This is a genomic window from Hominenteromicrobium mulieris, assembly GCF_046197855.1.
In the GTDB taxonomy this organism is placed as follows: Bacteria; Bacillota; Clostridia; order Oscillospirales; family Acutalibacteraceae; genus Hominenteromicrobium; species Hominenteromicrobium mulieris.
Genome location: NZ_CP173188.1, coordinates 3,146,247 through 3,160,784, shown reverse-complemented (window position 1 = coordinate 3,160,784; position 14,538 = coordinate 3,146,247). Strand labels below are relative to the sequence as shown.

General features: G+C 53.7%; 16 protein-coding genes. 15 read left to right on the top strand and 1 reads right to left on the bottom strand.

The annotated features are described in order from the left end of the window. Nucleotides 1–136: 136 nt before the first annotated feature. Entirely contained in the window at nt 137–934 is a 798-nt protein-coding gene (locus ACI0CA_RS15655; RefSeq protein WP_308449476.1) for a zinc dependent phospholipase C family protein, read from the bottom strand. A gap of 202 nt (nt 935–1,136) precedes the next feature. On the opposite strand from ACI0CA_RS15655, the gene ACI0CA_RS15650 reads away from it, so the two are divergent. From ACI0CA_RS15650 to rplP, 15 genes are all read left to right on the top strand, one after another. Next, a complete protein-coding gene (locus tag ACI0CA_RS15650) occupies nt 1,137–3,899 on the top strand; it encodes a glycoside hydrolase family 3 protein (protein WP_308449475.1) in 2,763 nt (920 codons plus the stop codon). 177 nt (nt 3,900–4,076) lie between these two features. Then, the gene (locus ACI0CA_RS15645; RefSeq protein WP_308449474.1) at nt 4,077–5,351 is read left to right on the top strand and encodes a M28 family peptidase; all 1,275 of its coding nucleotides are present in this window, start codon (nt 4,077–4,079) and stop codon (nt 5,349–5,351) included. Then, the gene (locus tag ACI0CA_RS15640; RefSeq protein ID WP_446806646.1) at nt 5,348–6,457 is read left to right on the top strand and encodes an SGNH/GDSL hydrolase family protein; all 1,110 of its coding nucleotides are present in this window, start codon (nt 5,348–5,350) and stop codon (nt 6,455–6,457) included. Before ACI0CA_RS15645 ends, ACI0CA_RS15640 begins: the two co-directional genes overlap by 4 nt. A gap of 852 nt (nt 6,458–7,309) precedes the next feature. Next, nucleotides 7,310–8,677, top strand: coding sequence for a ubiquitin-like domain-containing protein (locus tag ACI0CA_RS15635; protein ID WP_446807019.1), 1,368 nt, complete (start codon nt 7,310–7,312; stop codon nt 8,675–8,677). Nucleotides 8,678–8,864: 187 nt separating this feature from the next. After that, entirely contained in the window at nt 8,865–9,359 is a 495-nt protein-coding gene (locus ACI0CA_RS15630) for a hypothetical protein (RefSeq protein ID WP_308449471.1), read from the top strand. Between the two features lie 3 nt (nt 9,360–9,362). Continuing rightward, nucleotides 9,363–9,575, top strand: a complete 213-nt coding sequence (locus tag ACI0CA_RS15625) for a hypothetical protein (protein ID WP_308449470.1) — start codon at nt 9,363–9,365, stop codon at nt 9,573–9,575. A gap of 324 nt (nt 9,576–9,899) precedes the next feature. Beyond that, the gene (rpsJ, locus tag ACI0CA_RS15620; RefSeq protein WP_176819645.1) at nt 9,900–10,211 is read left to right on the top strand and encodes a 30S ribosomal protein S10; all 312 of its coding nucleotides are present in this window, start codon (nt 9,900–9,902) and stop codon (nt 10,209–10,211) included. Nucleotides 10,212–10,296: 85 nt separating this feature from the next. Further along, complete coding sequence (gene rplC / locus ACI0CA_RS15615) at nt 10,297–10,929, top strand: 50S ribosomal protein L3 (protein WP_176819644.1); 633 nt, start codon at nt 10,297–10,299, stop codon at nt 10,927–10,929. 18 nt (nt 10,930–10,947) lie between these two features. Continuing rightward, nucleotides 10,948–11,571, top strand: coding sequence for a 50S ribosomal protein L4 (gene rplD, locus ACI0CA_RS15610; RefSeq protein ID WP_176819643.1), 624 nt, complete (start codon nt 10,948–10,950; stop codon nt 11,569–11,571). Further along, nucleotides 11,571–11,861, top strand: coding sequence for a 50S ribosomal protein L23 (gene rplW, locus ACI0CA_RS15605; protein WP_176819642.1), 291 nt, complete (start codon nt 11,571–11,573; stop codon nt 11,859–11,861). Before rplD ends, rplW begins: the two co-directional genes overlap by 1 nt. 81 nt (nt 11,862–11,942) lie before the next feature. Continuing rightward, nucleotides 11,943–12,776, top strand: coding sequence for a 50S ribosomal protein L2 (rplB, locus tag ACI0CA_RS15600; RefSeq protein ID WP_176819641.1), 834 nt, complete (start codon nt 11,943–11,945; stop codon nt 12,774–12,776). Between the two features lie 25 nt (nt 12,777–12,801). Next, the gene (gene rpsS, locus ACI0CA_RS15595) at nt 12,802–13,074 is read left to right on the top strand and encodes a 30S ribosomal protein S19 (RefSeq protein ID WP_176819640.1); all 273 of its coding nucleotides are present in this window, start codon (nt 12,802–12,804) and stop codon (nt 13,072–13,074) included. An 18-nt stretch (nt 13,075–13,092) separates the two neighbouring features. Continuing rightward, nucleotides 13,093–13,428 carry a 50S ribosomal protein L22 gene (rplV, locus tag ACI0CA_RS15590; RefSeq protein WP_176819639.1) on the top strand — a complete coding sequence of 112 codons (336 nt, stop codon included), beginning with the start codon at nt 13,093–13,095 and terminating at the stop codon, nt 13,426–13,428. A 17-nt stretch (nt 13,429–13,445) separates the two neighbouring features. After that, nucleotides 13,446–14,123: a 30S ribosomal protein S3 gene (gene rpsC / locus ACI0CA_RS15585; protein WP_176819638.1), complete on the top strand. Its 678-nt coding sequence runs from the start codon at nt 13,446–13,448 to the stop codon at nt 14,121–14,123. Continuing rightward, nucleotides 14,123–14,536, top strand: a complete 414-nt coding sequence (gene rplP / locus ACI0CA_RS15580; protein ID WP_176819637.1) for a 50S ribosomal protein L16 — start codon at nt 14,123–14,125, stop codon at nt 14,534–14,536. Before rpsC ends, rplP begins: the two co-directional genes overlap by 1 nt. Nucleotides 14,537–14,538: the final 2 nt, after the last annotated feature.

The window sequence follows — 14,538 nt, the reverse complement described above, 5'->3', positions numbered from 1 at the left end:
GTGAAAATCAAAGCTCCCGTTCACAGGCTTTCGTGAACGGGAGCTTTTGCTATAGGGTAAAACCCGGGAAATAAAATGCCTGCCGTGCAGAACCTCTTGATTCCTGCATGGCGGGCATTTTGGTAAAAAATTGAAATCAGCCGTCAAATGTGCGGTCAAGCTCCGGACAGGAGACTTTTTCGTTTTGGAGCAGCTTTTGCGCAGCCGGGAAAAGCGTTTTCGCAAGCTCCAGTGCTTTGCCGTACAGTTCGATAAGGTGCTCCGTGCACAGCTTGCAGCTCGGCACGTCCTGCGTGGTCATCATCATATCGGCAATGGCGTCGTGGTGGAACGTGATGTAAAGCCCGGTGTCAATGGCGCGGCGCAGCGCCTTGTTCGGCGTGAACAGCACACGGCCGTAGAATACCATGGAGGAGATGCTCTTTTCGGTCAGCGCCACAGTAGCTTCCGGCGTGTAGAAGGGCGTAATCACGGCGGCGTTGCGCGTGTTCACTTCAAAATGACCGCACGGGTCAAAGTGCTGTGGGTCTTTACCGTCTTTGAGTAACAAAGCGCGGTCGAAAGCGGTCTCCGTCGCCGCGTGCGTGACGTTGAATTCTTTCATCGCCGTGTGGATGTACGGGTGGCAGATAGAATCCAGCGTAAAGTGGCACAAAAGCCCGTAGAAATACGCGCGGGCAGCATCTTTGTCCTGCGCAGACGCAATGACCTTCTGTGCGCGCTGTAAAAAGTAGCGCCCGGAGCGCTTGTGTGCCGCATAGCCGATGCGGTTCACCTTGTTCGGCAGAACAGGTCGATAGAAAAAGTAGATGTCCGGTCCGTGTAAGCCAATGTCAAAAAGCCCGCGGTGCGCGGTGCAAATGCTGCGGATGTTCTCCGGCAGCTGTTTTAAAACATCGCAGCCAAAGCGATAATGGGTATAAAAAGCAGGCATAACGGTAACTCCTTCCGTAAAGGGTTTCTATTTATATGTATCATAACCGTTTTTAAAGCGTTTTACAACGAAAATTTTCGTTCACGTGATTTTTTCACAGAAACTTAACTGTGCGGCTTGATAAAATCCACAAAATCGTTTATCATTATAACAAAGAGAATACACCGTAAACGGCATAGATCATGCAGAAAGGAAAAATAAAATGAGCAATCCGTATAAGATCGATTGGAACGAGTATGCCGCGCTGGCGCGGCAGGCCGTGGCGGAAGGCTGCGTGCTGCTGAAAAATGACGACAAGGCGCTGCCAATCCGAAAGGGTGAGCGCGTTTCCGTGTTCGGCAGAATTCAGTTCGACTATTATAAGAGCGGCACAGGCTCCGGCGGCGCAGTTAATACCCGCTACGTCACGAACATTCTGGACGCTTTAAAAGAAAACAAAGACATTTCCGTCAACGAGGAGCTGGAGCAGACCTACCGCGACTGGCTGAAGGACCATCCGTTTGAAAAGGGCATGGGCTGGGCACAGGAGCCGTGGTGCCAGGAGGAAATGCCCGTCACGAAAGAGCTCGCCGAGCAGGCCGCTGCAAAGTCCGATATCGCCGTTGTCATCATCGGCCGCACCGCGGGTGAAGATAAGGACAACAGCGCCGCAGAGGGCAGCTATCTCCTGACGGCCGCCGAGCATCAGATGTTAAAAGAGGTTTGCGGCGCGTTCAAGCGTGTTGCGGTTCTGCTGAACGTCGGCAATATCATGGATATGAAGTGGGTGAAAGAATACGATCCCGCCGCTGTGCTGTACGTCTGGCAGGGCGGCCAGGAGGGCGGCGCAGGCGCTGCAGATGTTCTCACAGGCACTGTCACACCGTGCGGCAAGCTGAGCGACACCATCGCGCTTGACATCAGCGATTATCCGTCTACAGAGGGCTTCGGTGATCCCACACGGGTCATTTATAAAGAAGACATCTACGTCGGCTACCGCTACTTTGAGACGTTCGCAAAAGACTGTGTGCTGTATCCGTTCGGCTACGGTCTCAGCTACACGACCTTCACCCGCACGGTTGAAAGCTTCGATTTCGACGGCGAGACCGTTACAGAGAAAGTCACTGTGAAAAACACCGGCGACGTGCAGGGCAAAGAGGTCGTCACCGTCTTCGTTGAAGCACCGCAGGGCAAGCTCGGCAAGGCCGCAAGAAGCCTCGCCGCATTCGCAAAGACCGAAACCCTGCAGCCGGGCGAAAGCGAAACGCTTACGCTCACGTTCCCAATCGCAAATCTTGCGTCCTACGACGACAGCGGCGTTACGGGACACAGATTCTGCTATGTGCTTGAAAGCGGCGCGTATAACGTCTACACGGGCGGCTGCGTGCGCGGCGCAAAGCTCTCCGGCAGCTTTGAAGTGAAAGAAGATACCGTTACCCGCACGTGTGTGCAGGCGTGCGCGCCGGTCACGAAGTTTGACCGCATGGTGAATCACAATAACACAATCGCATTCGAGCCCGCACCGCAGCGCGAATACGATATGGCGGCCCGCAGCGCGGCGGCATTAAAGCCTGCAAAGCCGTATACGGGCGACAAGGGCATCAAGCTCGGCGATGTATTCGACGGCAAAGCGGAGCTGGAAGACTTTGTAGCGCAGCTTTCCGACGAAGACCTCATCTGCCTTATGCGCGGCGAGGGCATGAACTCTCCGAAGGTCACAGCGGGCACCGCAGGCGCGTTCGGCGGCGTCACGGAAAACCTCGTCAACTTCGGTATTCCCACAGCTTGCTGTGCAGACGGCCCCTCCGGCATTCGTATGGACTGCGGCACCATCGCGTTCAGCCTGCCGAACGGCACCTTGCTCGCCTGCACCTTTAATGAGAAGCTGAATGAAGAGCTTTTCGCCATGCAAGGCAAAGAGCAACGCAAAAACCGCATCGATACACTTCTCGGCCCGGGTCTCAATATCCACCGCAGCCCCTTAAACGGCAGAAACTTCGAGTATTTCTCGGAGGACCCGCTGCTCACCGGCAAGCTCGCCGCCGCACAGCTGCGCGGTATGCGCCGCTTCGGTGTCACCGGCACCATCAAGCACTTTGCCTGCAACAACCAGGAGTTTAAGAGAACCGAGATCGATTCCGTCCTTTCCGAGCGCGCACTGCGTGAAATTTACCTGCGCGCGTTTGAAACGGCCGTAAAAGAGGGCGGCGCATACTCTGTCATGTCCACCTACGGTGGTCTGAACGGCATTTGGACGGCCAGCAACTTCGACCTGCTCACGACCATCTTGCGCGACGAGTGGGGCTTCATAGGTACCGTTATGACCGACTGGTGGGCAAAGGGCAACGATCGCGAGGGCGAAGAAGCCACCCGCGAGAACGTCGCTGCACAGGTGCGCGCGCAGAATGACCTCAACATGGTTAACGCGGACGCCGCCTCGAACAGCCAACACGATAATTTGGACGACGCCCTTGCAGACGGCAGACTGACGCGTGACGCGCTCGTGCGCTCTGCGATGAATATCTGCCGCACCGTGATGAACTCGCCTGTGATGGAGCGCAGCCTTGGCCGCATGAGCGATGAGGAGCGCGAAGCCGCAGAAGCGGAGAAGACGAGCGAAGATTACGTCGATTTCAACGGCGAGTATCAGTTCATCGATGGCGAAGCCCCGCTCGACATTTCCGCAGTCAATACGGAAAAAGGCGCTTCCACCATTCTCGGCATCCGCTATAAGAAAAACGGCCTCTATAAGTTTGTCATGCGCGTAAAAGCAAACGCCAATGAAGTGGCGCAGATTCCGATGTCTATCTTCATCGACGGCAACCTGCGCGGCATGGTTATGATCAACGGCACGAACGGCGAGGTCGTTACCGCGGAGCAGGACATCGGTGTGCTGTTCGGCGGCACGAATTATCTCAAGCTCTACTTCGGCCAGACCGGCATGGAGATCGAAGAGATTAAATTCGTCTGCACACAGGCGTTTTAAGTAAATTTATATGCAGAATTGCAGGATTATTCTCTAAAAGCAGGGAATGATCTTGCTTTTTGCATTTTTAAAGCCGTACACTTTCATTTTGGCGCAAAATTGCTTGCAATTTATTTTGTATACTATATAATAGGAATAAATACCGTATAAAATCAAAGGGAAAGGCAGTTGTTTACATTGAAAAAATATGATGAAAACCGTGCGTTCGCACTGCTCGATAAAATCGGCTTTACGCGCGTGGCCGGCTCCTCAGAAGAATTAAAAGCCGCGAAAATTCTGAAAGCGGAGTGCGAAAGCTTTGGTCTGTCCGCCGTGATTGAGCCGTTTGAGATCGAATCCGCCGAAGTGGAAGCGACATTCGAGATTCTGGAGCCGTACCGCAAGAGCTATACCGTGCGCGGTTACCAGTGCGCGGAAAGCACCGCCGCAGACGGTTTTACGGCGGATTTTGTCTACGTGGAAAATGCGCTCCCGGTTGACCTGTTGAACGTCAAGGGCAAGATTGTGCTCGTCAACGGCTTTCTGCGCGTGCCGCTGTATCGCAGCCTGATGGAAGCGGGCGCCGCAGCTGTCGTCACCATGGACGGCGATATTCACGATGACCTCGAGAATACCGATCTGCATCAACGCAAGCTGCGCAGTGCGCTGCGTGCGTTCGGCAATGCACCGGCGGTACAGCTGCGCACCGTGGACGCTATGGAGATCGTCAACAAGGGTGCATCCCGCGCAAAGGTTACTGTACAGAACAAGAACCTTACACTCACGTCGCACAATGTGATTGCGGAAATCAAAGGCACCGAGCATCCGGAGCAGATTATCTCCTTCGGCGCACATTATGACTCCGTTGAATTTTCCAAAGGCGTATACGATAACGGCGCAGGCTCCGTCATCAACATGGAAGCGGCGCGTTGGTTCGCGCAGCACCCGCCGAAGCGTACCGTAAAGTTCTGCTGGTACGGCAGTGAAGAGATCGGCCTCGAGGGCAGCAAGGCATTCGTGCGCGACCACAAGGATGAGCTGAAAGATCACGTCTTCATGATTAACGTTGACGTCGGTGCGCCGATCCTCGGCTATAACACGGCGGCTGTCACAGGCGAGGAATCCCTCGTACACTACACCGATTACATGCTCAAAATCAACGGCCTCTCCGCTGTGACGCGCCAGAGCATTTATTCTTCCGATTCCATCCCGTTTGCGGATAACGGCATTCCGGCAATCAACTTCTCCCGCGACGGTGCAAAAGGTGCGGCGTATATCCACAACCGTTTTGATACCATGGAGTTCCTTTCCGCAGAGGCACTCGGCAAAACGCTGGAGATTGTGCTCACGTATGCCGATACGCTGATCAATGCGGCGGTGTTCCCGGTGGAAAAGAAGATTCCGGACAACATCAAGGAAGACATTGACAAGTATCTTTATAAGAAGGAGCTTGCCGAGGCGGAGGCAAAATGAGCGAAGTCAAGCGATATACCTTATCCGAAGTTCCGCACCTTGTGCACGGGCGCACAAACGGCTCGTTAACGCCGCTCACGCTGTTCTGGACGGCGGCGGGCTTAGAGCTTAATGTGCGCGGCAGCGAGCTGTGGGTGGAATTTACGGCGGATTGGGACATCCACGAGCCGTGGTACAGCTTTATGGTGAATGGCGAGTTCTTCTCCCGCCGCATGGCGCAAAAGGGCACGGAGCGCGTGTGCGTGTTCCGCGGCATGGACCCCGAAAAGGTCAAGAACGTGCGCATCTTTAAAGATACGCAGGCCATGAACGCCGACCCGGAGAGTGTTTTGCAGATTAACGCCATCGAAACAGACGGCGAATTCCTGCCCGTGCCGGAGCGCAATTTAAAGATCGAATTCATCGGCGACAGTATCACGAGCGGCGAGGGCGACATCGGCGCGAAAGCGGAAACAGACTGGATTTCCATGTTCTTCAGTGCGGAGAATAACTACGCTGTCATGGTGTCCCGTGCTTTAAACGCCGATATCCGTGTCTCATCGCAGAGTGGCTGGGGCGTGTGCTGTGGCTGGAACAACGACCCAAACAGTGCCATTCCGCCCATCTACGGGCAGCTTTGCGGCCTTTTGAGCGGCGAAAAAAACATTGCCCTCGGCGCGAAAGAGCCGTATGATTTCACAAAATGGCAGCCGAATTACGTCTTCATCAACCTCGGTACAAACGACTGCGGCGCGTTTTCACAGCCTGCCTGGACAGATGAAACAACCGGCGAGACGTTTCAGAACCGCCGCACGGAAGACGGTAAGCTGAACCCCGAAGACGAAGCGCGTTTTGCGCACGGCGCGACCGCGTTTTTAAAGCAATTGCGTGGGTATTACCCCAACGCCCGTCTTGTGTGGATCTACGGTATGCTCGGCTTGGAGCTTGCCCCGGCGCTGCAAAAGGCCATAGACGATTACAAAGCAGAAACGGGCGACACGAACGCAGAATTTCTGTCGCTGACGGATGACCTCAAAAATCGCGGCTGCCGTGACCACCCCAGTGTGGGCGCACACCGCACCGCGGCAAACGAGCTTATCACTTATATAAAGAAACAGAACGCGTGAGATAAAGCATCACGGTCGGCCCTAAAAAGCTGCCCGTGATGTTCTATTATATATAAGAAGCAAATTAAAAACGTGCGCGGCACGGAAACAAAACTCTATGCAAAACTCGGGTTATGTAAACTTAACATGCGTATTCTATACATCGGTTGACGATAATTTTTTCTGCGGACACGGTGAGACGCATTTCGACACAAAATCGGCCCGATTGAAACGGACATCCCGCTTTCCAAAGCCGCAAATGCGATTTTTTCGGAGAGCTGCCCAAAATACAGCACGCTTTTTATGAAATATACCTGCCTTTTGACCGCGGTTTTTTGAAAATTTCTGCTGTAAAGGAAAAGTGCCGCACAGCACATGAAATGTATCAAATTCGGAACAATATACGGTATAAAACGGGAAAACGCAGAAAGTTCGCGAAATTTACCGAAATGAATATGCAAGAATATACAATATTAAGGTATAAGAAAATTTGTTCGATGTTTTTGCCTTTGCAAAATTTTTGCAAATTGCACAGAGCGCCGCAAAAAAGTTCCGTAAAAAAGGCAAATAATCGCTTTCAAAAATATCAAATGAGTTGTTATGTAAATTAAAACACCATGCGTAACTCAGCATATTGCACAAAAATAGCCTTTCGAAAAACTTGACAGACCATCATTTTCACATTATACTCTCAAATGACTTTTGGAAAGGGCATTTTGCACCCGTATTTCAAAGGTCAGGAAAGGTAGTGGACGCAAAGCAAGAGGGCGGGGTGGCCGCCGAAGCTTTGCCAAATCGAAGCGCAAAACGCTTCACAGTTTTTTGAAAGGAGCAAGAGCTATGCGGCATGTTAGAAAACAGCAAAAGAGCCTGATGCCGAAGATCCTTCTGATCGTCGTTCTGGTTGCAGCGCTCAGCATCTCTTCCGTTGTTACGGTTATGGCAAATACCGCCGATATCACCGTATATGACGGCTCCGAAACATACAGATTCAGTATGATCGGTCAGAACCCGCAGGATATTCTTTCCCGCGCACAGACCGAGGGCATGGCGCCCGTTTCGGACATCGATACCTACGACTTCTCCCCGGAGAACGGCACGCTCACCGTGCAGCGCTTTGTGCGCGTTTCCGTCAAGGAGGATAACGCCTCCCAGATGATTTTAGCCCCGAAAGGCAAAACGCTTTCCGACGTGTTTGCGGAAAACGAGATTACGCTCGGCGCAAGAGATACGGCAGATGCCGATCTCACCGCCGCGCTTACGGCAGACATCGCCGTGCAGATCACCCGTGCAAAGCGTGTGTTTGTTTCGGCAGACGGCAAGCGCCGCATGGAAGACCTCAACGAGGGCACCGTAGAAGACGCGCTGAAAGCCGCCGACATCACGCTCGGCGAAAACGACACCGTCACACCGGCCATGGATACCGCACTTACAAACGGTATGCGCATCCGCGTGCAGCGTTACCTTGACCTCACCGTTACGGCAGACGGCAAAACGACCGAGAAGAGCGTTGCCGCTGAAAATTACAGCGATGCCGTAGAAGCCATGGGTATTACGCTCGGCGAGAACGACCGCATTCTGGTCGCGACCGCAGAGGGTGAAAAGCAGGTGAAGGCAGAGGATAACGTATCGAGCGGCGATGTGATCCGCGTTGTGCGCATCCACACCGAAGAGATCACCGAGAACGAAGCTGTCGCGTACAGCACGGTATACGAAGATACCGAAGAGCTCTATGAGGGCGAAACGGAGACGAAGACCGAGGGCGTGGAAGGTGAAGCCAAAGTTACCTACACGGTCACGTATGCGGACGGCGAGGAAGAAAACCGCGTCGTCAAGACGAAAGAAGTTTTAAAGGAAGCGAAGAGCGCGGTCGTGCTGCGCGGTACAAAAGAGAAGCAGAACGTCTTCACGGATGCTTCCGGCGCACCGTCCTCCTTTGAGTATAGCCTTACGGGCTCCTGCACTGCATACTATGCACCGGCAGGCGCCGTCACATCCATCGGCGCTACACCGCAGGTCGGTTATGTCGCCGTAGACCCAAACCGCATCCCGTACGGTTCGCTGCTGTACATCACCGCGGTGGACGGCTCGTGGACATATGGCTACTGCTACGCCATGGACACCGGCGGAGCGGCCATGTGCGGCGACATCGTGGCAGACCTCTACTACGATACGCTGGAAGACTGCACCGCATTCGGCAGACGTGATATGATCGTCTACGTTGTGCGCGCAGGCTGGTAAATAAAGTTACCCCCCTTGATAACAAGAGACATGTTATCAAGGGGGGTTAAATAATATTTCAAAAATATTAATGAACTGTTGACAATAATGGATAGGATACAACAGGTCCGGTGCGGTATAGATATGGATCGGAAGTGAAGATTACCCGTACATTAAACCGCTAGTTTCTTATGATAGGAGTATTACTGTGAAGAAATTAAACCGGAAAATTATCGGGCGGGTCTGCGTGGGCATCGTGCTGCTCGCGCTTGTGCTCTGGCTTATGCCGCTGCCCCTGCCGTTCCATATTTCCCTCTCCGGCGTGCGGGTGGAGGACAGTACGGCGGCGGAGCCCGCCGCGCTGGAGGCCAAGGGCTGGCGGCTGTGCCGGTTCCTGCGTAGGACGGAGCTGCGGGCGTCGTTTACGGTGGAGACGGCGCAGGGAACGAAAATCTACGAGCCGGTGGATTGCCTGTGGGAGCTGACGTTTCCGGACGGGCCGATCCGCCATGCGGACGGCGGCTGGTATGATCCCGCGTCAAACGCAATTGAGACGCTGCGCTTTGTGTACGGTGCCGACGGCACGACCGCCTTTTTCGAAGTCATGGACGATGGGCAGGATAAGCAGTTCGTGTTCTCTGCAGACGGGCGTGAGCCGGCGGAAACGATGGATTTCCTGCGCGTAGAGCCTGTAGATGCATAGAAAGTGTGCGATAAAAAGAAAGACGGGGCGGTCGGGCCGTCCCGTTTTTTGCTTCGTCGGTTGTATGCCGCGCGGGTGAAAGCACAAGATACGGCGCAAATTGAAAAAACGGAAAAAGCCGCAGAAAAGCTGAAAAATTTTTCGAAAAAAGGGGTTGCAATTTCATACTTTGCCTGTTATAATAATACTTGCGTGACTGCGACAGATATGCGATGAAGCGGGAGGTTGCGGCTGAGACATGCCGGTTTTTCCGTGGAGTATGTCCGATTTCAAACCGGGCGACACAATTTGATACGCTGAGCGGCTCCTACGGGAGTGGCGCGCGGAACCATGCGTTGATTTCTAAGGCGCACAGGCCGGACAAAAAGGCAGATCAATGGTTTTTTTATGAGGGTTTTGTGATTTTACACCGACCCAAAAGCATCCCGGATTTCACAAAAGTGAATATCCGGTTTTTATATGGCTTCTTGGTGAAACACCCGGGCCAGTGTTCATAAAAACCCCCGCCCGCCAACTAAAATTTAACAGGAGGCGATTTAAGTGGCAGTCAAAGAAAAGATCAGGATTAGAATTAAGGGTTACGATCATCAGGTTGTCGATCAGGCAGCTGAAAAGATCGTGCAGACCGCAAAGCGCACGGGCGCAAGAGTTTCCGGCCCGGTACCGCTGCCGACAGAGAAGCAGATCGTCACGATTCTGCGCGCTGTTCATAAGTACAAGGACAGCCGTGAGCAGTTCGAGATGAGAACCCATAAGAGACTTATCGACATCCTGAGACCCAGCAACAAAACCGTTGAGGCGTTGATGGGCTTAGAGCTCCCCGCCGGTGTTGAGATCGAAATCAAGCTCTGATTTCGTTCGACAGATAACCGCTCAACCTACAGGCAGGAGGGTCATGTCGGAGAGATCCGACCAATAACCTAAAGGAGGATACAAAATGCAGAAAGCAATCATCGGCAAGAAGATCGGCATGACGCAGATCTTCGACGAAAAGGGCAGAGTCGTGCCCGTAACAGTTGTTGAAGCCGGTCCGTGTGTTGTCACACAGAAGAAGACTGTTGAAAACGACGGCTACGATGCAGTTCAGGTTGGCTTCGGCGATCAGAAGCCGCAGCGCGTGAGCAAGCCGCTCACCGGCCACTTCAAGAAGGGCGACGTTGCCCCGAAGAAGACCCTGAAGGAATTCAGATTCAGCGATTGCGGCGCTTACAACGTAGGCGACCTCATCAAGGCTGACGTGTTCGCAAACGGCGACAAGGTTGACGTAACGGGCACCAGCAAAGGTAAGGGTTACGCCGGCGTCATCAAGCGCTGGAACTTCCAGAGACTTAAAGAGACCCACGGTTCCGGCCCGGTTGCACGCCACGGCGGTTCCAACGGTGCTTGCTCCAGCCCGTCCAGAGTTTGGAAGGGCCTGAAGATGGCTGGTCACCTCGGCGCAGAGAAGGTCACAGTCCAGAACCTCGCTGTTGTCAAGGTAGACGCAGAAAACAATCTCATCGCAGTTAAGGGCGCTATTCCGGGCCCGAACGGCGGCACCGTTGTTCTGCGCGACAGCGTGAAAGCGTAAGGGAAGGAGGAATAAAGAATGCCTACAGTAGCAGTTTTGAACATGGCAGGCAAAGAGGTCGAAAAGATCGAGCTTGCAGAAGGCGTTTTCGGTATTGAGCCGAACGTTTCCGTCATGAATGATATGGTCAAGGCGTATCTCGCAAACCAGAGACAGGGCACACAGTCCGCCCTCACCCGTTCCGAAGTTTCCGGCGGCGGCAGAAAGCCGTGGAGACAGAAGGGCACAGGCCGTGCAAGACAGGGCTCCACCAGAGCTCCGCAGTGGACACACGGCGGCATCGTGTTCGCACCGAAGCCGAGAGATTACACCGTCACCCTCAACAAGAAGGTGAAGCGTCTCGCTATGAAGTCCGCACTCTCCAGCAAGGTCCAGGATAACGAAATGATCGTTGTCGATTCCATCGCAACCGAGGGTTACAAGACGAAGAAGATTGCTGAGATGCTCAAGGCGCTCGGCAGCGAGAAGAAGGCGCTCATCGTTCTCTCCGAGGTCGATGCACAGGTCATCGCTTCCGCAGCGAACATCCCGGGCGTTAAGACCGCACAGGTCAACACGCTGAACGTATATGACATCCTCAACGCGGACAAGTTCATCGTTGTAAAGGATGCCGTCTCCAAAATTGAGGAGGTGTACGCATAATGAAAGCGCAGGACATCGTCATTCGCCCCATCATCACGGAGAAATCCATGACCGGCGTTGCGAATAAGAAGTACACATTTGAAGTCTGCCAGGATGCAAACAAGATTGAAATCGCTAAGGCGGTTGAAGAGCTGTTCGGCGTCAAGGTTCAGAAGGTCAACACCCTGAACGTTCGCGGCAAGTTCCGCCGCCAGGGCAGATATGAAGGCTACACCAGAGCTTGGAAAAAGGCTGTTGTAACCCTCACCGAGGGCAGCAAGTCCATCGAGTTCTTCGAGTCCATGGTTTAATTCGGCTCGAGTAATTCGAACCCCAAGGGCATGAATGGGAATTTGCCCGATCCCGCAAAGCCAAACAAGGAGTGAAACACAATGGCAATCATTAACTATAAGCCGACTACGAATGCTCGCCGCAACATGTCCACCACGGACTTCAGCGCATTGAGCAAGACGGGTCCGGAGAAGAGCCTGCTGGCTCCGAAGAATAAAGCTGCCGGCCGCAACAGCTACGGCAGAATCACCGTTCGCCACAGAGGCGGCGGCAACCGCAAGAAGTACCGTGTGATCGACTTCAAGCGCCAGAAGAACGACATGGCTGCTACGGTCCTTACCCTCGAGTACGACCCGAACCGTTCCGCTTTCATCGCACTCGTGCAGTACGAAGACGGCGAGAAGAGATACATCATCGCACCGAACGGCCTGAAGGTCGGCGATCAGGTATTCTCCGGTAAGGATGCAGATATTAAGCCCGGCAACGCACTGCCGCTCGCAAATATCCCCACCGGTACCTTTGTCCACAACGTTGAGCTTTATCCCGGCAAGGGCGCACAGCTTGCCCGTGCAGCCGGCATCATGGCTCAGCTGATGGCTAAGGAAAACGGCATGGCTCTGCTGAGACTCCCGTCCGGCGAGCTGAGAAATGTTCCGGATGCCTGCATGGCAACCGTCGGCCAGGTTTCCAATATCGACCACGAGAACGTGAAGATCGGTAAGGCCGGCCGTAAGAGAAACATGGGTTGGAGACCGACCGTCAGAGGTTCCGTCATGAACCCGAATGACCACCCGCACGGCGGCGGTGAGGGCAAGAGCCCTGTTGGTCGCCCGGGCCCGGTTACACCGTGGGGCAAGCCGGCTCTTGGTTATAAGACTCGTTCCAAGAAGAAGGCAAGCAACAAGTTCATCGTTAAGCGCAGAAACGGTAAGTAAGGCACGGAAAGGAGCTTAAAAGAACATGAGCAGAAGCTTAAAAAAGGGTCCTTTTTGTCAGCCCGCACTGCTTAAAAGGATTCAGGCAATGAATGAGAACGGCGAAAAGAAGATCGTCAAGACATGGAGCCGCGCTTCCATGATCTTCCCGGATTTCGTCGGTCACACAATCGCCGTCCATGACGGCCGCAAGCACGTTCCGGTTTACGTGACAGAAGATATGGTCGGTCACAAGCTCGGCGAGTTCGCCCCGACCCGCACCTTCAAGGGTCACGCCGGTTCCAAGACCAGCCGCTAAGAGAAAGGAGAGTATAAGATGGAAGCAAAAGCAGTTCTGAAGTATACCCGAATTTCTCCCCGCAAGGTTGAGATCGTTCTGGACCTCATCAGAAACAAGCCCGTTGACCTCGCAATGGCAATCCTGAAGCACACCCCGAAGGCGGCGTGCGAAGATCTCGAGAAGCTCCTCAAGAGCGCGATCGCAAACGCAGAGAACAACTTCAACATGGACAGAAACAACCTCTATGTTTCCGAGTGCTACGTTTGCCCGGGTCCGATGCTCAAGAGAATCCGCCCGAGAGCTCAGGGAAGAGCTTACAGAATTTTGAAGAGAACCTCTCATGTCACACTCGTTGTGAAAGAGAAGGAATAAGCGAGGAGGTCACATAAATGGGTCAGAAAGTTAATCCCCACGGCTTACGCGTGGGCGTCATCAAAGACTGGGATTCCCGCTGGTTCGCAAAGAAAGCTGATTTCGGCGATACGCTCGTTGAGGACTACAACCTCCGCAAAACGCTGAAGAAGCAGCTCTACCTCGCAGGTGTTCCGAAGATTGAAATTGAGCGCGATGCCTCCAAGGTTCGCATTCACATTCACTGCGCAAAGCCCGGTATGGTCATCGGTAAGGGCGGCGCAGAAATCGAGAAGCTCCGCGCACAGTGCGAGAAGCAGCTCGGCAAGCCGGTCGTCATCAACATTGTTGAAGTTAAGCGCCCGGACCTCGACGCACAGCTCGTAGCAGAGAACGTTGCACAGCAGCTCGAAAAGAGAATCGCATTCAGACGTGCGATGAAGCAGTGCATCGGCCGCTCCATGAAGCTCGGCGCAAAGGGTATCAAAATCATGTGCTCCGGCCGTTTGAACGGTGCGGAAATCGCAAGAAGCGAGCAGTATCATGACGGTACCATTCCGCTGCAGACCATCCGTGCGGACATCGATTACGGCTTTGCAGAAGCAGCTACCACCTACGGCCGCATCGGCGTTAAGGTTTGGCTGTACAAGGGCGAAGTGCTCAACGAGAGCAACAACACCCGCAGAAACAATAAGAGAGAAGGAGGACGTGCGTAATGTTACTGCCTAAGAGAGTTAAATACCGCAGAGTGCACAGAGGTCGCCTGACCGGTAAGGCATATCGCGGCAATAAGGTGACATACGGCGACTTCGGCCTTCAGGCTCTTGAGCCCGCATGGATCACCTCCAACCAGATCGAAGCAGCCCGTGTTGCTATGACGCGTTACTGCAAGCGTTTCGGTAAAGTTTGGATCAAAATTTTCCCGGACAAGCCGATCACACAGAAGCCGGCTGAAACCCGAATGGGTTCCGGTAAAGGTTCCCCGGAGTACTGGGTAGCTGTCGTTAAGCCCGGCAGAGTTATGTTCGAGCTCGGCGGTGTTTCGGAAGAGACTGCACGTGAGGCACTTCGCCTTGCAAGCAACAAGCTTCCGATTAAGTGCAAGTTTGTAGCAAAAGAGGAGGGCTAAGA